This is a genomic window from Halomonas sp. PR-M31, from assembly GCF_001039575.1.
Taxonomy (GTDB): Bacteria; Pseudomonadota; Gammaproteobacteria; order Pseudomonadales; family Halomonadaceae; genus Modicisalibacter.
This window is the reverse complement of sequence record NZ_JIBT01000032.1, coordinates 21,831-38,554: the sequence shown is the minus strand read 5'-3', so window position 1 is coordinate 38,554 and position 16,724 is coordinate 21,831. Positions and strand designations below refer to the sequence as shown.

Annotated in this window: 14 protein-coding genes and 2 pseudogenes; 4 read left to right on the top strand and 12 right to left on the bottom strand. The window is 59.1% G+C overall.

Features of this window, described 5'->3' with window-relative positions; translation table 11 throughout:
* Window positions 1-27 precede the first annotated feature (27 nt).
* The 9 genes and pseudogenes from CH74_RS09660 to CH74_RS09620 form a co-directional block, all read right to left on the bottom strand.
* On the bottom strand, window positions 28-1,218 hold the full coding sequence (locus CH74_RS09660) for a D-alanyl-D-alanine carboxypeptidase family protein (protein ID WP_048307239.1): 1,191 nt from the start codon (window positions 1,216-1,218) through the stop codon (window positions 28-30).
* A gap of 40 nt (window positions 1,219-1,258) precedes the next feature.
* Entirely contained in the window at window positions 1,259-2,263 is a 1,005-nt protein-coding gene (locus tag CH74_RS09655) for a septal ring lytic transglycosylase RlpA family protein (RefSeq protein WP_048307238.1), read from the bottom strand.
* A pseudogene (gene mltB, locus CH74_RS09650) lies at window positions 2,260-3,251 on the bottom strand (lytic murein transglycosylase B). Before mltB ends, CH74_RS09655 begins: the two are co-directional and overlap by 4 nt.
* An 87-nt stretch (window positions 3,252-3,338) precedes the next feature.
* Complete coding sequence (rodA, locus tag CH74_RS09645; RefSeq protein ID WP_048307237.1) at window positions 3,339-4,478, bottom strand: rod shape-determining protein RodA; 1,140 nt, start codon at window positions 4,476-4,478, stop codon at window positions 3,339-3,341.
* Between the two features lie 4 nt (window positions 4,479-4,482).
* Complete coding sequence (gene mrdA / locus CH74_RS09640; RefSeq protein WP_048307236.1) at window positions 4,483-6,366, bottom strand: penicillin-binding protein 2; 1,884 nt, start codon at window positions 6,364-6,366, stop codon at window positions 4,483-4,485.
* A 46-nt stretch (window positions 6,367-6,412) separates the two neighbouring features.
* A complete protein-coding gene (rlmH, locus tag CH74_RS09635; protein WP_048307235.1) occupies window positions 6,413-6,880 on the bottom strand; it encodes a 23S rRNA (pseudouridine(1915)-N(3))-methyltransferase RlmH in 468 nt (155 codons plus the stop codon).
* A complete protein-coding gene (rsfS, locus tag CH74_RS09630) occupies window positions 6,877-7,239 on the bottom strand; it encodes a ribosome silencing factor (protein WP_048307234.1) in 363 nt (120 codons plus the stop codon). The genes rlmH and rsfS overlap by 4 nt, the downstream gene beginning before the upstream one ends.
* A 56-nt stretch (window positions 7,240-7,295) precedes the next feature.
* Window positions 7,296-7,966, bottom strand: a pseudogene (gene nadD / locus CH74_RS09625) (nicotinate-nucleotide adenylyltransferase).
* Window positions 7,953-9,248 carry a glutamate-5-semialdehyde dehydrogenase gene (locus CH74_RS09620; RefSeq protein WP_048307300.1) on the bottom strand — a complete coding sequence of 432 codons (1,296 nt, stop codon included), beginning with the start codon at window positions 9,246-9,248 and terminating at the stop codon, window positions 7,953-7,955. The pseudogene nadD and the gene CH74_RS09620 overlap by 14 nt, the downstream one beginning before the upstream one ends.
* Before the next feature lie 145 nt (window positions 9,249-9,393).
* Here CH74_RS09620 and CH74_RS09615 point away from each other — a divergent pair, with 145 nt between their 5' ends.
* Genes CH74_RS09615 through CH74_RS09605 form a run of 3 tightly spaced genes read left to right on the top strand, consistent with a single transcriptional unit; the run spans window position 9,394 to window position 12,607 of the window.
* Window positions 9,394-10,254 (top strand): hypothetical protein, encoded by an 861-nt coding sequence (locus tag CH74_RS09615; RefSeq protein ID WP_048307233.1) that lies wholly within the window; start codon window positions 9,394-9,396, stop codon window positions 10,252-10,254.
* Window positions 10,254-11,204: a diguanylate cyclase gene (locus tag CH74_RS09610; RefSeq protein ID WP_053070700.1), complete on the top strand. Its 951-nt coding sequence runs from the start codon at window positions 10,254-10,256 to the stop codon at window positions 11,202-11,204. Before CH74_RS09615 ends, CH74_RS09610 begins: the two co-directional genes overlap by 1 nt.
* Window positions 11,201-12,607 (top strand): bifunctional DedA family/phosphatase PAP2 family protein, encoded by a 1,407-nt coding sequence (locus tag CH74_RS09605; RefSeq protein ID WP_048307232.1) that lies wholly within the window; start codon window positions 11,201-11,203, stop codon window positions 12,605-12,607. Before CH74_RS09610 ends, CH74_RS09605 begins: the two co-directional genes overlap by 4 nt.
* On the opposite strand, the gene CH74_RS09600 is transcribed toward CH74_RS09605, so the two are convergent.
* Genes CH74_RS09600 through mpl form a run of 3 tightly spaced genes read right to left on the bottom strand, consistent with a single transcriptional unit; the run spans window position 12,604 to window position 15,245 of the window.
* Complete coding sequence (locus CH74_RS09600; protein WP_172656326.1) at window positions 12,604-13,227, bottom strand: LysE family translocator; 624 nt, start codon at window positions 13,225-13,227, stop codon at window positions 12,604-12,606. The genes CH74_RS09605 and CH74_RS09600 overlap by 4 nt on opposite strands.
* Window positions 13,228-13,245: 18 nt before the next feature.
* Entirely contained in the window at window positions 13,246-13,872 is a 627-nt protein-coding gene (locus tag CH74_RS09595; RefSeq protein ID WP_048307231.1) for a flavin prenyltransferase UbiX, read from the bottom strand.
* Between the two features lie 5 nt (window positions 13,873-13,877).
* Window positions 13,878-15,245 (bottom strand): UDP-N-acetylmuramate:L-alanyl-gamma-D-glutamyl-meso-diaminopimelate ligase, encoded by a 1,368-nt coding sequence (gene mpl, locus CH74_RS09590; RefSeq protein ID WP_048307230.1) that lies wholly within the window; start codon window positions 15,243-15,245, stop codon window positions 13,878-13,880.
* A 195-nt stretch (window positions 15,246-15,440) separates the two neighbouring features.
* Here mpl and CH74_RS09585 point away from each other — a divergent pair, with 195 nt between their 5' ends.
* Window positions 15,441-16,697 (top strand): 6-phosphofructokinase, encoded by a 1,257-nt coding sequence (locus tag CH74_RS09585; protein WP_048307229.1) that lies wholly within the window; start codon window positions 15,441-15,443, stop codon window positions 16,695-16,697.
* The last annotated feature ends 27 nt before the right edge of the window (window positions 16,698-16,724 follow it).

Below are 16,724 nucleotides of genomic sequence, written 5' to 3'. Positions count from 1 at the left end.
ATGGCGACTGCCATGGCCAAGGAGGAATTAGTTGAACAAACCGGTGACAAACATGACGATGTTATCCCATAGGCGCTTGAAGATGCCGCCTTCCGGGATGTTTTCCAACGCGATGAGGGGCTGCTCCTTGACCACTTCATCCCCCAGTTGCACCTTGAGGGTACCCAGGCGCTGCCCGGCTTCGATCGGCGCCTTGATGGTTTCCTGAATATCGAGCTTGGCGGTCATGTCCTTGCGCTTGCCCTGAGGGACCGTCAGGTAGACGTCTTCGCCCACGCCCAGGCGCAGGGTGTTCTTTTCGCCTCCCCATACTCGGGGCTCGTTGAGCACCGCGCCGCTGTCATACAGCTTGGCGGTCTCGAAGAAGCGAAAGCCATAGCTCAAGATCTTCTGCGCTTCCTGGGCCCGGGCTTCATCGGAATTGGTTCCCATGACTACCGCGATAAGCCGCGTATCGTCTTTCTTCGCTGACGCCACCAGGCAATAACCTGCCGCTTCGGTGTGGCCGGTCTTCAGCCCGTCGACGGAAGGGTCGCGCCACAGCAAGCGGTTGCGGTTGGGCTGGCGAATACCGTTGTAAGTAAAGTACTTTTCGGAGTAGGTATCGTAATGATCCGGGTAGTCCTTGATGATGTGCTTGGCCAGTATCCCCAAATCCTTGGCGGAGGCGTAATGGTTCTCGTGGGGCAATCCGGTGGCATTGACGAAATGCGAATTACTCATGCCCAGTCGTTGGGCTTGCTGATTCATCAGATCCGCAAAGGCCGATTCGGAGCCGGCAATATGCTCGGCGAGAGCGACGCTTGCATCATTGCCGGATTGAATGACCACACCTTTGAGCAGATCTTCGACCCCAACCTGGGTGCCCTCCTTAATGAACATGCGCGAGCCACCGGTACGCCAGGCGTTTTCACTGATACTGACCTGATCGTCCGGCGCGATGCGATTGTCCGCAATTTCTCGCTCCACTATGTAGGCGGTCATCATCTTGGTCAGACTCGCAGGCGGCAGCGATTTATCCGCCTCATGCTCAACCAGTATCTCACCACTGTTGGCATCCATGAGTATCCAGGAACTTGCTGCCAATGACGGCGGCGATGGCACCATCGTCTCCGGCAGTGCTTGCTGTGCCTGAACCGGGGCTATCAATAGCGCGCAAACGGTCAAAGTGGCAGGTAATAGACGCCCTAGCGTACGGGGTAAAGCAGACAGTCTCATGTCGTTGTATCTCGTGATTCGTGCTGAAAAGAAATGAGGCTCACTCTTGAGCTCTTATGGTAAAGGCTTGTGCAAAGCCTGCCTGCTTGAGCTCCTGACGCAGAGCCTCCAAGGCAGGTTGATCATTCACCGGTCCGACCTGGACTCGATGCATGCGGGTGTCGCTATCGACCCGCACCGGCCGATCCAGCGTATTTTGCAATCGCATCTGTAGCGCCTGAGCACCGGCAGCGGAGCCGAGAGCCGCCACCTGCAGGTACATGCGTGAACCGCCAGCGCTGGCAGCCTGGGACGTAGCGAGGGAAGCCGAAGTCGATGCTGCCTGGGCCTGGCTTGACTGACCCCGGCTCGCTTGGGCGCCGTTTGCAGGGGCGGAAGGCGTCATGACGGGCTGGGCGGTCGTTACCGCCGCTTGAGCGACGCGCGGCGGTGCGCTGGGCTGGGCTGATCGCTGCTGCCGCGCCTGCCATGCCGCAGGATCAATAGCCTCGACCTCCACATGACCGGTGCCGTTGCCGAGAATATCGAGCCGTGCCGCCGCCGCATAAGAAAGATCGATCAGGCGATCGCTGTGAAACGGGCCGCGATCGTTGACCTTGACGATGACGGAACGACCGTTGTCCGTATTAGTAACTCGCGCATAGGTAGGCAGTGGCAATGACCGATGGGCTGCGGACATCTTGTACATATCGTAGATTTCACCGCTAGCAGTGGCATAGCCGTGAAACTTCTGGCCGTACCAGGAGGCCGTGCCCCGCTTCTCGTAGCCCGTCGGGTCTGCCAAGACATGATAGGTCTTGCCCCACACCTGATAAGTCGGGCGGTTGCCGCTGGCGGATCTCGGTTCGACCCGAGGCACCGCGTCCGGCACATCGGAGACGTCTGGTGGCAGTTCCGGGTAGGCATCGCTATTCATGGCGTAACGACCGCCAGCGCTCTTCTTTGATGCATTGGAGGCATTCTCGCCTTTGTAACTGCCGCCTCCGCCAGCGCATCCGGCCAACAACGTACAGGCCAGGCCGATATAAAGCAGTCGTCGACTCATGCCTCATTCTCCAAGGCATCGCGAATGCACTGCGCCAGGGTGGTCACCGCCATGGCGTAAAGATGGCTGTGGTTATAGCGTGTGATGACATAAAAATTGTTGTGTCCAAGCTCGTAGCGCATCGTTCCATCTTCGCGCTCAAGCACCAGCGGCACGACCTTAGCCGAATCTTCGAGCGAACCAGTATCCGCCTCGATACCTTGCTCGCGCAGGGTGCTCACGCTTGCGTAAGGCTTTTGAGTCTGGTTGAACTCGATCACCTTGGGCGGGGTAGACGGCCCCTTGGCTGCGGTAATGATCGCGTCATCCGCGGTCCAGCCATGGCGGGCGAAATAGTTGCCGACACTGCCGATGGCGTCCACTGGGTTGTGCCAAAGATCACGCTTGCCATCCCCGTCGAAATCCACCGCATAGGCCTGGTAGCTGGTGGGAATGAACTGGGGGAAGCCCATGGCCCCGGCGTAGGAGCCTGCAGCGTCAACGGATCGACATTCTGCTCGCTGGTGATCTCGAGAAATGCCGCCAGCTCGCCGCGAAAGAAGTCGCCCCGCTTGGGGTGATGAAAAGCCAGGGTAGCCAGGGAGTCGATGACGCGATGGGTGCCGGTATGTCGGCCATAGAAGGTCTCGACGCCGATGATGGCAGCGATCACTTCCGGTGCAACGCCATATTCCGCCTGGGCGCGATCGAAGGCGTCCTGATGCGCCTTAATGAAGGCCGCTCCTTCCTCGATGCGCTGGGGCTTGATGAAAATGTCCCGATACTCATGCCATACCAGCCGGCGCTCCGCGGCACCGGTCATCGCCTCAAGCACCGCAGGCCGAAATTCGGCTTGTTGCAGTGCAAGCTCTAGCCAATCTCGATCGATGCCACGAGCCGTTAGCTCCTTGACCAGCGCTTGAGTATCAGGATTTTGAGCAGGATCGAAGTCTTCTTTAGCCTGAGCCGTTTGGCTTAATAAAATCGCCGCAGCGAACACCGCACCCATGGTCTGGCGAAGAACAGCCTTCATTGTCTTGCGACTCCCTATTGCCCCAGTTGCGCTCTGCACAAATTGATCACGTAGCGGATCTTGCTAACGTGCCAGCAGGCGCCGGTGGCTTTGAATGGACATGAGAATACCGAAACCCGCCAGCAAGGTCACGCTGGAGGTCCCGCCGTAACTGACCAGTGGTAGCGGTACGCCAACCACTGGCAAGATACCACTGACCATACCGATATTAACGAACACGTAAATAAAAAAGGTGAGTGTAATACTACCTGCCATCAAACGCCCGAAGGTATCCTGAGCGCTGTTGGCAATCACCAGCCCTCGGACCACGATCAGCAGGTATAGCCCCAGAATCAAGGACATGCCGATCAGCCCGAACTCTTCTCCCAGCACGGCGACAATGAAGTCCGTATGGCGCTCCGGTAGAAATTCGAGTTGAGATTGGGTGCCCAGGGTCCAGCCTTTGCCCTGTATTCCCCCACTGCCGATAGCGGTGGTGGATTGAATGATGTTCCAGCCCGCTCCTAGCGGATCGCTTTCCGGATTGAGAAAGGTCAATACGCGCTGACGCTGATAGTTGTGCATGTTGAGCCATAGCAGCGGCAGCGCCGCGCCGGCCAAGGCACCTAGAAACGCAATGAGCCGCCAGGAAAGCCCTGCCAGCAAGAGAACGAAGATCGCAGCGCAGGCGACCAGCAATGAAGTTCCTAGATCCGGTTGCCTGGCGATCAGCATGACCGGCGCTCCAATGATCAGGGCGCAAATCAGAATGTCTCGAATACGGGGGGGCAACGGACGACGATGCAGATAAGCCGCCACCATCATGGGCATGGCCAGCTTCATCAGCTCCGAGGGTTGAAAGCGCACAACACCGGGAATGACCAGCCAGCGCTGGGCACCCATGCCGATATCCCCCATCACCTCAACGGCCACCAGCATCAAAAAACCCGCCAGATAAAGGGGCAGCGCCCACCGATACAATGCGCCTAGACTCAGTTGAGCCAATACCAGCATAGTGACTATTGCCACGCCCAATCGAGTGACCTGGGCTGTTACTACCGGCAGGCGCTGCCCGCTGGCGCTATAAAGCACGAAAAGCCCTGACAGCAACAGCAGTAACAACAGCCCCAGCAACCAGGGATCGAGATGGATACGAAACCAGAGACTCCGCCGCCGCTTGATGGTGCTGCCCCGACTGGGTAATAAAGACTCCTGCAAGGCCATGGCGTCAGATTTCCTCACCGGCGTCGGAAGATTCGTCGGGTAATATGTCCTTGCCTTCTCGCAATATCCACGCATCCAGCATCTTGCGGGCCAGCGGGCCAGCGTGACTGCTCCCCCCGCCAGCGTTTTCAATGATCACGGCAACCGCGATTTCAGGCGCCTCAATCGGTGCAAAAGCGACGAAAAGCGCGTGATCGTGCAGTCGCTCTTCCAACTCGGCGGCGTTGTAACGCTCATCGTTGGCCAGAGTGAATACCTGGGCCGTGCCGGATTTGCCGGCCATGCGATAGGCCAGGTCCTGGCCGGATCGGCGTCCGGTACCCTCATTGCCGGTCATCACGTCTTCCATGGCCTTGTTGACCAGATCCCACCACTCATCGTTGGCCAGCTCGATATTCTGTTTCGTTTTCGGCAGTGTCAGCGGCTCATCGCCGATACGCCTGGCTAGATGCGGTGCAACCCAATTGCCCCGATTGGCCAGTACCGCCGTGGCGGTGGCCAACTGCAGCGGCGTCGACAGCCAATAGCCCTGACCAATACCCACAGATAGCGTCTCACCGGGAAACCAGACCTGACCATAACGCGCACGCTTCCATTGACCGGAAGGCATGACGCCGCTGGCAGCACCGTGAACATCGTGACTGGTTTCTTCGCCGAACCCAAAGCGGTGCATGAACTCAGCCAAACGCTCGATCCCCAGCTCATGAGACAAGTTGTAGAAATACGTATCGTTGGAGACGACGATGGCACGTCGCATGTTGACCCGGCCATGCCCCCATCGCAGCCAGTTATGATAGCGCCTTGAATGCTCGGGCAATTTGTAGAAACCTGGGTCGTAAACCGTCGTGTTCGGCGTAATGACGCCATTTTGGAGCCCCGCCAAGGCCTCGAAAGGCTTGATCGTCGACGCCGGCGGATACTGCCCTCGAATTGCACGGTTATATAGAGGCAGATCGGGATTACTTCTGAGCCCCTGGTAGTCCTTGTGACTGATGCCGGTAACGAATAGATTGGCGTTGAATCCCGGTGACGAGACCATGGCCAATATCTCACCGCTGGCAGGCTCGATGGCAACGATCGAGCCTCGTCGGCCATCGAGCAGTTCATATCCGAGCTGTTGAAGCTTCTTGTCGATGGTCAGCGTGATGTTCTGCCCCGGTACCGGGTCGGTGCGCCCAAGCTCTCGAAGGACTCGTCCCCGCGCGTTGGTCTCGACCTTGCGCAGCCCCGCCTGACCATGCAACGCATCTTCATACTCGCGCTCGACGCCAGTCTTGCCGATGAAGTGGGTACCGGCATAGTTACCTTTGTCGAGGGTCTTGACCTCTTCGGCATTGATGCGGCCGACATAACCCAGCACGTGAGACATGATGTCGGTATCGGGATAGTAGCGCAGCAGCTGCGCCTCGACCTCGATGCCCGGCAAACGATAGCGGTTGACCGCCAGCTGGGCGATCTGCTCTTCATCCAACTCGCTGAGCAAAAGCGCCGGCTGATAGGGTCGCTGCCGCTGCCGGGAGCGTTTCTTGAGAGAAACGATATCCGCGTCCGGCAGATCGAGAATATCCACCAATAAGTTCAAGGTCGCGTCCAGATCGTCGACGCGTTCCGGCACGATGGTCAGGTTGTAGGTAGGACGATTCTCTGCCAGCAGCTGACCGTCACGATCCATGAGCAGCCCGCGGGTCGGGGGCAGTGGCTCGACTCGGACACGATTCTTGTCGGAGCGGGTGATGAACACCTCGTGCTGAACCACCTGCAGGTAGAACAGGCGCCCCACCAGTCCTGCAGACATCAACAGGACCAGCACGACAGCCAGTATGGAACGGTTGCGAAAGACGCGAACTTCCTGCTCGGGATCCTTCAGGGTTTCGCGGCGTTTAGGCATGCAAGGTTTTCGTCTCGAAGTGGCTCAGGACAGTCATCATTTTGAATTAGCGATGATAAGGATGACTGACTAGCAGTGTCCAGGCCCGATAGAGCTGCTCGCATAGTAAAAGGCGTACTAATGGATGAGGCAATGTCAAAGGCGACAGGGACCAGCGCTGTTCCGCCTGAGCCGACAGCCGTGGCTCCAGTCCATCCGGCCCGCCTATCAGCAAGGCCACATCGCCCCCACGATGACGCCAGGCCTCTGCTTGCTGCGCTAGCTGCTGCGTAGACCAAGGCTGCCCGGTCACCTCTAAGGCAACGCGATGATCGCTCTCTCGCAGGCGCTCTCTCATGCGCTGCCCTTCCTGGGACACTGCCCGGGCCACGTCCGCATTCTTGCCTCGAGCCCCGGGGGCGATTTCGACTATCTCTAAGGCAAAATCCCGAGGCAGGCGCTTGCGATACTCGCCAACGCCCTGTTCTACCCAGCTTGGCATACGCTGACCCACGGCGAGCAGGCGTACCTTCATGCCTGGCCTCCGCGCACCTCCTCCTCTCCGTTGCTGGGCAGATCGGACCATAAACGCTCAAGATCGTACAGACGCCGGGCATCCGGCAGCATGACATGCACGACCACATCCCCTAGATCCACCAGCACCCAGTCGGCGCCTGCTCCGCCTTCGACGCCCAGAGGCCTTATGCCCGCTTCCTTGGCCTTTTCGACGACGTTCTCCGCTAGCGCGCTCACATGACGTGTCGAGGTACCGTTAGCGATTACCATGGTATCGGTAACGCTGGTCAGTGCAGCGACGTCAAGCTCGGTAATATCCTGACCCTTGAGTTCTTCCAGGGCTCCCACGGCCAATATCTTCAATGCTTCGTTTTGCATAGCTCCTCGAGTGTAAGACCACCGTACAAGGTCACATTCTACCTTCATGTCACCGCCTAGCGGTAAAGACTGCGGGATTGAATATAGGTTTCCACCGTATTTGGCAAGAGATACCGCACGCTAAGCCCCGCCTGCAGACGCCGACGCAGTTCGGTTGCGGATATATCCATGCGGCTGGGCAAACGCAGATGTAAAAGACGCCCCGCCGGTGTTGCAAACAGATTCGCAGCATCACCCACTTCGCGCCCCTCGATCAACGCTTGCAACGCCGGACTCGGCGCCGCGGTGTGGCCTGGGCGCGCGATCACAACCAAATGCGCCAGCTCGAAGAGTCGACCTGGATCCTGCCATTCGGTGAGTTTGAGGAAGGCATCGACGCCCAGCGCCATTACCAGCCGTGTTTGGCCACCGAACTCATTTCGTAAGGAAGCCAGCGTATCGACGGAATAGGAAGGCCCTGATCGACCCAGCTCGCGATCATCGGCACAGAGTCCTGGGGTATCGCCTATGCCTGCCTCGAGCATTTCTAGGCGATTCACCGCAGCGACACCCGGCGCCCCCGATGGGGGGGCATGTGGGCCGGAATCATGTGCACTCGATCAAGCGCCAGGATCTCCTTGAGCTCGACGGCACTACGTAAATGGCCGTGATGCACGGGATCGAAGGTCCCCCCCAGCATCGCGATTTTCCTCATGGGGGCAGCCGAACCGACCTCAGCTGCGCACATGGCCATCCCCAAGCACCACGTACTTGCGGGTAGTCAGGCCTTCCAGACCCACCGGCCCCCGGGCATGAAGCTTGTTGGTGGAAATGCCGATCTCGGCGCCGAGGCCATACTCGAAGCCGTCGGCAAAACGGGTCGAGGCATTGACCATCACCGAACTGGAATCCACCTCCGCCAAGAAACGTCGTGCCAGGGTATAGGATTCGGTGACGATGGCATCGGTATGCTGGGAACCATAGCATTCGATATGGGCCATGGCAGCATCGATGCCATCGACCACGCGAATGGCGAGAATGGGCGCCAGATATTCCGCCTGCCAGTCTTCTTCGCTGGCCAACGTAATGTCCGGCAATGCCTCCCGAGCACGCTCGCAGCCACGCAGCTCGACCTGATGAGGCGCATAGGCCTCGGCTAGACGAGGCAGCAGCTCAGAAGCGATCGGCGCATCCAGCAGCAGCGTCTCCAGGGTGTTGCAGGTGCCATAGCGCTGGGTTTTGGCATTGAGCGCGATGGCCAGCGCCTTGTCGAGATCGGCACTGGCATCGACGTATACATGACAGACGCCATCCAGATGCTTTATCACCGGCACCCGGGCTTCCTGTGACACTCGCTCGATCAGGGATTTCCCGCCTCGGGGAATGATGACATCGACGTATTCCGGCATAGTAATGAGACGTCCGACCGCCGCCCGCTCTGTGGTTGCCACTACCTGCACCGCCATCTCGGAAATATCGGCCTGCGTTAGCCCCTTGGCGATACAGTCCGCAAGGGCTGCATTGCTGTTCCGGGCCTCGGAACCGCCGCGCAAAATGCAGGCATTGCCTGCCTTGAGGCACAGGCTGGCGGCCTCCACTGTTACATTGGGGCGCGATTCGTAAATGATCCCGATCACGCCGATGGGTACACGCATCTGCCCCACTTGAATACCGCTGGGTAGTGTACGCAGGCCATCGATTTCGCCTACTGGATCGGACAAGTTGGCAACCTGTGTCACGCCTTCGATCATGGCGTCTATGCGCGTATCGTTAAGCGTGAGTCGATCGAGCATGGCGTCATCAAGACCGTTGGCACGGGCACGCTCCAAATCTCGAACGTTGGCTTCGATCAACGTGACGCGCGCTGCATCGAGCTGGGCAGCAATGGCGACCAGCGCAGCATTCTTGGCCCCGGCTCCCGCACCCCGCAAATGCGTACTGGACCGACGAGCCTGAGCCCCTAGGGTGTTCATGTAGGCATCAATATCGGCGTTGCCGGACATGTTATCGATCATATTGTATGGTGACATGCCGGTAAGATTCTCCAGAGTGCTTGGCATGGCAAAAGCCACTTGAGCGTCATTATCAAAATGAAAAGCAACAGACGTATCGTTCTAATGGGACAGGTATCGTACAGTATCCGTCATCACGAAATGAGATGCATGATAAGGCACCATGGAGAGCAAGTTCAAAAACGGGCTTTATCGCCTCACCCTGCTGTTTGCCGCAACTACTCTACTGCTGCTGGCCACTACGCCTCAGGATAGCGTATCTCGAGTACTATTGAGCGTCATCGGCATTGGTTTGGGTCTTGTTGCCTTGGAGCGTCGCCGCCTGGTCGTCTTTCCCGGCACGTTTGCGCCACTGCTGCTTGGCCTATCCCTGACGTTGTTCCTATGGCTGGCGCCGGAGCGTCATCTGCCCTGGCTATGGCTGTGGGCTGTGGTACTCATTCTGCCTCAACCCCCCTGGCTCTGGTTATTGCAAGGCGTGCTAGCCTTCTCATGCTGGTGGCAGGTAGCACTGAATATCGATATCGAACAAGGTCTGTTGGCACTCGCCATATTGATTACATCGATGATAATGAGCTTTACCCATAGCTTGACAGAACTGCCGCTACAGTCCGGTTTGACACGGCGGACGCGCCTAACCTGTGAGCGCTCGCTGCACTCGGGGCGGCAATTGGCTCACGAATTGCCACTCGAAACAACCCGATGCAGCCGTGAGGGCAGTTACGGTGAACTGCTTTTGCTGCGCTGTTCCTGGCGCGATCAGCAAGCCATGCTGGATATGCTCGTAAGCGCCACCTGCAGTTACGAAGCCTGTTTCCAGCTCGACAATCGTACCCTTGCGACACTGATGGTCAGCCGTGACATCGAGACTGGCCGCAAACGGCGTGATGCCCTGCTTGCCACATTGCCGACGGTCGTCAAGATACGCTGTGCCAGTCTGGTGCCTTCGCTACTGCTTGAGCCCCAACTCAAGGCGCTCGATCAGCAACAACGCTCGATAGTCATTCTGGAAGAGAACAACTGATGTCGACTCGCAGCGTCATGAATCCTTGGTCATCCCGCCTTACTCTGCTGGCCTATATCAGTGGCGCCTCGCTGCTCACAGGCTATGCCATATGGAATTATCTGATGGGCGCCTATGGGCGTATCCTGCTGCCGGCTTTACTTGCACTGCTGTTGGGAGGCGCCCTCTTCCTGCGCTCGATCAACAGAGACGATCACCGGCTCTGTGCCTACCTGACGCTGATCAGCTGCTATCTACTGATTGCCATCGAGCTACCTACCCTGGGGAATTCATCGCGGCTGTGGCTTGGACTGCCGCCAATTTTGACCCTTCTGCTATTGCCGCTGGGATCGGCGCTCCTGCTCAACCTGATAATGGCGCCAGTCTGGCTGACATTGATCGAACAGAAGTCGCTGCTTCTCGACAACACCTTGTACTATCTGGCACTAGTAAGCGTGGCGGCGCTGCCTCATTGGTTACGCCGGCAGCGCGAAACACTGCTGAGCGCTACGGATACTCTGGACCAGCAGTGTGATGCGCTGTCACAGTCTGCGTTGATCGAACGCCTTTACGCCGAAGTCGAACGCGCCAGAACGATGCAGCGACCCCTAGCCGCCTTGATCATTCACTTGCCGCAGCTGGAAATGGCGGATGAGCAATTCGGCAGCACGCTACTGCACAGCCTGCTGGAGCGCATCTGCCATACCATACGCAGCTGTTGTCGTTATCATGACCCCCTGGGGCGCCATCAGGCCCAACGATTCTGGCTGCTGCTTCCGGACACCGGCGAAGCCGGCGCCTTGATCGTGCGCGAGCGCCTGTTGAGCGCCCTGGGGCGGGAAGTCTTCGCCGAGACCGGCGCCATCCAGTCCCGTATTCGCGCCTGCCACCTACTACCCGACGAAGATGCAGTGCATTTCGAACAGCGTCTGCTCGCAAACGGCCTCAAGCTGATGGAGCCCATGTCTTGAATGCAACGGAGTGGCTACAGAATCTTGCACCCTCACCCCTTTGGCTGCTTTTTTTCATCGCCGTCATTTCCCTGGCTGAATCATTGGCCCTCATCGGCCTGGCGGTTCCAGGCGTCGTTCTGATTACCGCCGCGGCTTCCCTCGCCGGGCACTACGATCTATCGATCGCACTGGTTCTTTTATGTGCGTTCCTGGGCGCTGTGATCGGCGATGGCCTAAGTTTTCTTTTCGGCCATACCCAGCGTGAACGGATACCCTTGCTCTGGCCGTTTCGTCAGCACCCAGAATGGCTAAAACGAGGGACGAATTTTTTTGAACGCTATGGCGTGCTGTCCGTGCTGATTGGACGCTTTGTTGGCCCCGTACGTCCCATCGTTCCCATGGTTGCTGGCATGATGCACATGCCCAGAAATCTTTTCATATGGTCCAATCTGGGCTCAGCGCTACTTTGGGCGCCGGCCTATCTGCTGCCCGGCTATCTGCTGGGCAAGACCTGGCAGCAGATGTTGACCATGCCGCCGGGTAGCGAAGGCTGGTTGATTCTATTGGCCGTTGCGGTGATCGCCCTGGCGCTGACGTTCTCGTTATTGCGCCATCAGCTGGCACGCGAAGGCTGGGTCTACCGTCAACTGGCCTATTCCGCTCAAGGCAGTCGCTGGCGGCGTGGACCATGGAGCGCTCTACGCTCGCCTCACCCTCGCGGAGAATTCCCCCTGGCGTCGCTGGTGCTATTGTTCATCAGCATGCCAGCCCTGGGAGGATGGACACTTTGGGTACTCGAGCAGCAAGGCCCCCTACCCATGGACTTGAGCCTGCAGGGCCTGATCGATGGGCTGACAAGCCCGACTCTGATTCAGATTGCCGAGTGGATGGCGGAAGCCGGCGATACACTAGGGGTCATCGCCCTGATACTGCCCTGGACGGTATGGCTGATTTATCGACACCAGCATGCAGCGTTGTTTCATCTGCTAGGCGGGCTTGGTGGCATTGCCCTGGCCAATACGCTATTCAAGCACCTGGCGGGGCGCGCACGCCCGGACGTACCGGACTATCTTGCCGGCTCCTTTTCCTATCCCAGCGCTCACACCTCCACGGCGGTCGTGCTGTATGGGTTGGCGGCTGCGTTTGTGGCGGAAACGCTCCCCTCTCGGTATCGAGCGCTGGCCTATTGGGCTGCCATCGCCATCTGCATCCCCATGGCGCTATCTCGGCTGATCATCGGTGTGCATTGGTTCAGCGATCTGGTGGGCGGCGCCTTGCTGGGACTGATGACCTGTGCGCTGGTACGCATCAGCTATCATGGCTTTGCCACCCGGCCCCTGGACAGACCACCTTGGGTAGCACTTGGTCTGACTACATTGGCCCTGCTCGCGGCCCGCATTTTCTGGCTGCCACCGGTTTAACCAAAGGCGAGCCAGATACCCACCCCAATCATCAAGGTACCGGCGATACGGTTGAGCAAACGCACGTTACCACCCTTGGCCAGCAGCCGACTCGCGCTGCGCCCGCCGCCGGCGTACAGCAACAGACAAAGAAGCTCGATGGACAGGATCATCGCGATCAGTGTCGCAAGCTGTGGCGCCAGCGCCAGGGAAGGATCGAGAAACGGCGGCAGTAGCGCGATGAAGAACGCCCAGCCCTTGGGGTTGGCAATGGCGGTAACGAAGCCTTGGGTCAAGAGATGCAGACGCGATACATCAGCCTGGGCACCGGGCTCCAGAGGTATCGCCATGCGTCCGCGAGAGCGCCACATCATGATCCCGAGATAGGCCAGATAAACGCCTCCGATACCCTTGAAGATCGCGAACAGCATCGGCTGGCGTAGCATCAGGGTGGCAACTCCGGCACCGGCGGCAATCGCCACCAGGGCCACCCCCATCAACTCGCCGAACATCATCCACAGCGCACGTTTTACCCCCACGGTCATGCCCAGCACCATGGACAGGGTCATGCACATGCCCGGGGTCAAGGACACCATGAAAAAGGTGGGAATGAAGACCGACAGCAACGATAGATTGATCATCCGGCTCCCCTCAACCGACTACTCTCCCCAGCGTGGCATCAGCCGATGCTCGATTCCCAGTTGATTGAGGATGCGGGCCACGATGAAATCGATCAGATCGTCGACGCTTTCGGGCTGATGATAGAAACCCGGGGCCGCGGGCAAGATCGTGACGCCCAGCCGTGCCAGGGTCAGCATGTGCTCGAGATGAATCGCGGACAGCGGCGACTCCCGGGGCACCAGAATCAACTGGCGATGCTCCTTCAAGGCCACATCCGCGGCCCGCTCGATCAGATTGTTGCTGGCACCGGTCGCCACTGCCGAGAGCGTGCCGGTGGAACAGGGGCAGACCACCATGGCCGCACTGGCCCCAGAGCCGGAGGCCACCGGCGCCATCCAGTCCTCCCGAGCGAAACAGCGAATCTGGTGCGGGACCGCACGGCTGCGCGCACTCAAGGCATCGGCCAGCTTGTCCGGCTGGGCCGGCAGCTTTTCCGTGGTTTCGGTGGCAATGACCATGTGCGCCGCCTTGGAGATCATCACCCAGACCTCGTGTCCTGCTGCTACCAGACAGTCGATCAGACGCAGACCGTATTGGGCGCCAGAGGCACCGGTCAAGGCCACGGTGACCGGCGCCTTGAAGCCTGATGCAGCCGACTCATTCATGCGCATCATCCATGAATGGCCTCAAGGGCAGCCAAAAGCTTTTCATGAATGCCACCGAAGCCGCCGTTGGACATGATGACGATACGATCATTGCGGCGCGCCTGATCGGCCAGGGTGGCGACGAGTTCATCAATGTCATCGACTCGTTCAGCCGGCACCGGACTGGTCGAGAGCACGTCATCCAGAGACCAGTCGAGCCCCGGCGGTTGATACCACCAGACCCCATCCGAGGCGGCAACGCTTTGCGCCAGGCGACCCTTGAGAGTGCCCAAACGCATGGTGTTGGAGCGCGGCTCGATCACCGCCAGCAAGCGCCCGGAAGGGGTCGCGGCGCGTAGTCCTTCGAGGGTGCCGGCAATCGCCGTCGGATGATGAGCGAAGTCGTCGATGACCTGAATACCGCCGATCTCACCGCGCACCTCCTGGCGCCGGCGCGGGGTTTCGAAACGCGAAAGCGCTGCACAGCCTCGTGCCAGATCGACACCACAGGCCCCCGCCGCCGCCAGCGCACCCAGCGCGTTGCGCGCATTGTGCTCGCCGGTCATCGTCCAATCGACAATGGCGTCCTCACCGGCATGAATGACGCGAAACCGGCTGGCGTCCTCGCGCTCCAGGATTAGCTGCCAGGGGCTTTCATCCTGGCGACCGAAATGCTCGACCGGGCTCCAGCAGCCCATTTCAAGCACCCGGGCCAGCGCTGGCTCGCCATCCGCCACCAACAGCCGTCCTTGCGAGGGCACGGTACGCACCAGATGATGAAACTGGCGCTCGATCGCCGCCAGATCGGGAAAAATGTCCGCGTGATCGAACTCGAGATTATTGAGCACCGCCACGTCGGGGCGGTAGTGCACAAACTTCGAGCGCTTGTCGAAGAAGGCGGTATCGTATTCGTCCGCCTCCACCACAAACGGCCCTTCAACGTCGCCCAAGCGGGCCGAGACGCCAAAGTTGCGTGGCACGCCACCGATCAGAAAACCCGGTATTTGGCCGGCGCTTTCGAGCAGCCAGGCCAGTAGGCTGGCAGTGGTGGTCTTGCCATGGGTACCCGCCACGGCAATGACGCGGCGCCCGGGCAATACATGTTCGGCAAGCCATTGCGGCCCGGAGGTATAGGGCAGTTTGGCATCGAGCAGTGCTTCGACTTCCGCATTACCGCGGGACATGGCATTGCCCACCACCACAAGATCGGGTCGCGGGTTGAGATTCTCGGCGCGGTAGCCGTCGCAAAGCCGAATACCGGCTTCTTCGAGCTGTGTACTCATGGGCGGGTATACGTTGGCATCCGAGCCGCTGACATGATGACCCAGCTCGCGAGCCAGCAGCGCCAGACTGCCCATGAAGGTGCCGCAGATACCCAGAATGTGGATGTGCATCTTATCCCCAGGCGTTCAAGTGACTCGATTGAAATATCGAGCCGAAAAAGCAGACGAAAGTTGTATCAGCGCGTGAGCCTAGCATGGCGCCATATCACTCGCTAGACACTAACAGGATCATTCCGGGGATGCCGTGCAGCCAGGAGCGCTTTGGACTATGATGGCCGTCGATTTCTCAGGAGCAAAGGAAGCCCCATGGCTCAGCAAAATGCTTTCTACGCCCAGTCTGGCGGCGTCACCGCAGTGATCAACGCCAGCGCCTGTGGCGTCGCCGAGGCCTGTCGCGACTCGGATCAAATTGGCAAGCTCTATGCCGGACACAACGGGATCATCGGCGCCCTCACCGAAGATCTGATCGATGTTTCTCAGGAGTCTGATGAGGCCATCACCGCGCTACGCCACACCCCCGGCGGGGCGTTTGGTTCTTGTCGTTACAAGCTCAAGGACATCGAAACCCATCGTACCCAGTACGAACGGCTGATCGAGGTCTTCAAGGCTCACGATATTGGCTATTTCTTCTACAATGGCGGTGGCGACAGCGCGGATACTTGCCTCAAGGTCTCGCAGCTTTCGGAAAAGCTCGGCTATCCGTTGACCGCCATTCACGTGCCCAAGACCGTGGACAACGATCTGCCGATCACCGACAACTCTCCGGGTTTTGGCAGCGTAGCCAAGTATATCGCCACCTCGACTCGGGAAGCGGCGCTGGACATCGCCTCCATGTGCGCCACGTCCACCAAGGTATTCATCCTCGAAGTCATGGGACGCCATGCAGGCTGGATCGCCGCCGCTGGAGCACTGGCCGGTAACGGTGAAGGCGAGCCACCCCATTTGATCATCTTCCCGGAAATCGCCTTCGATCGCGAAGCGGTCATGGCTCGGGTCGAGGAGTCTGTCACACGCTATGGCTATTGCGTCATCGTGGTCTCCGAAGGGGCGCGCTATGAGGATGGCACTTTTCTGGCGGATGCGGGCAACACGGATGCCTTCGGTCATCGTCAGCTGGGCGGCGTCGCACCGACCCTGGCGGGCATGATCAAGCAGGATCTGGGTTACAAGTATCATTGGGCGGTGGCCGACTATCTGCAACGCGCCGCTCGCCATCTGGCCTCCAAAACCGATGTGGAGCAGGCCTATGCGGTGGGTCAGAAAGCCGTCGAACTGGCGCTTGCAGGCCAGAACGCCATGATGCCCGCGATCAAGCGCGTCAGCGAAGATCCCTATGAGTGGCAAATTGAACCGGCGCCCTTGGCGGAGGTCGCCAATCAGGAAAAATTCATGCCTCGGGACTTCATCCGAGAGGACGGCTTCGGCATCACGGAAGCCTGCCGGCGTTATCTGCTACCCCTCATTCAAGGCGAGGATTTTCCGCCTTTCGATGATGGCCTGCCCCGGGTGGCCAAGCTGAAGCTGGCAAAAGTGGAACGCAAACTGCCTGAGTTCACGCTTTAAAAAAGCGAGGCCTTGATCAAATTCGGC

Coding starts and splice junctions, on each gene's coding strand:
- CH74_RS09585 (WP_048307229.1), top strand. CDS start 15,441: ATGGCTCAGCAAAATGCTTTCTACGCCCAGTCTGGCGGCGTCACCGCA.
- rodA (WP_048307237.1), bottom strand. CDS start 4,478: ATGGCCTTGCAGGAGTCTTTATTACCCAGTCGGGGCAGCACCATCAAG.
- CH74_RS09655 (WP_048307238.1), bottom strand. CDS start 2,263: ATGAGTCGACGACTGCTTTATATCGGCCTGGCCTGTACGTTGTTGGCC.
- mpl (WP_048307230.1), bottom strand. CDS start 15,245: ATGCACATCCACATTCTGGGTATCTGCGGCACCTTCATGGGCAGTCTG.
- CH74_RS09610 (WP_053070700.1), top strand. CDS start 10,254: ATGTCGACTCGCAGCGTCATGAATCCTTGGTCATCCCGCCTTACTCTG.
- rlmH (WP_048307235.1), bottom strand. CDS start 6,880: ATGAAGGTACGCCTGCTCGCCGTGGGTCAGCGTATGCCAAGCTGGGTA.
- mrdA (WP_048307236.1), bottom strand. CDS start 6,366: ATGCCTAAACGCCGCGAAACCCTGAAGGATCCCGAGCAGGAAGTTCGC.
- CH74_RS09595 (WP_048307231.1), bottom strand. CDS start 13,872: ATGAATGAGTCGGCTGCATCAGGCTTCAAGGCGCCGGTCACCGTGGCC.
- CH74_RS09615 (WP_048307233.1), top strand. CDS start 9,394: ATGGAGAGCAAGTTCAAAAACGGGCTTTATCGCCTCACCCTGCTGTTT.
- CH74_RS09600 (WP_172656326.1), bottom strand. CDS start 13,227: ATGATCAATCTATCGTTGCTGTCGGTCTTCATTCCCACCTTTTTCATG.
- rsfS (WP_048307234.1), bottom strand. CDS start 7,239: ATGCAAAACGAAGCATTGAAGATATTGGCCGTGGGAGCCCTGGAAGAA.
- CH74_RS09620 (WP_048307300.1), bottom strand. CDS start 9,248: ATGTCACCATACAATATGATCGATAACATGTCCGGCAACGCCGATATT.
- CH74_RS09660 (WP_048307239.1), bottom strand. CDS start 1,218: ATGAGACTGTCTGCTTTACCCCGTACGCTAGGGCGTCTATTACCTGCC.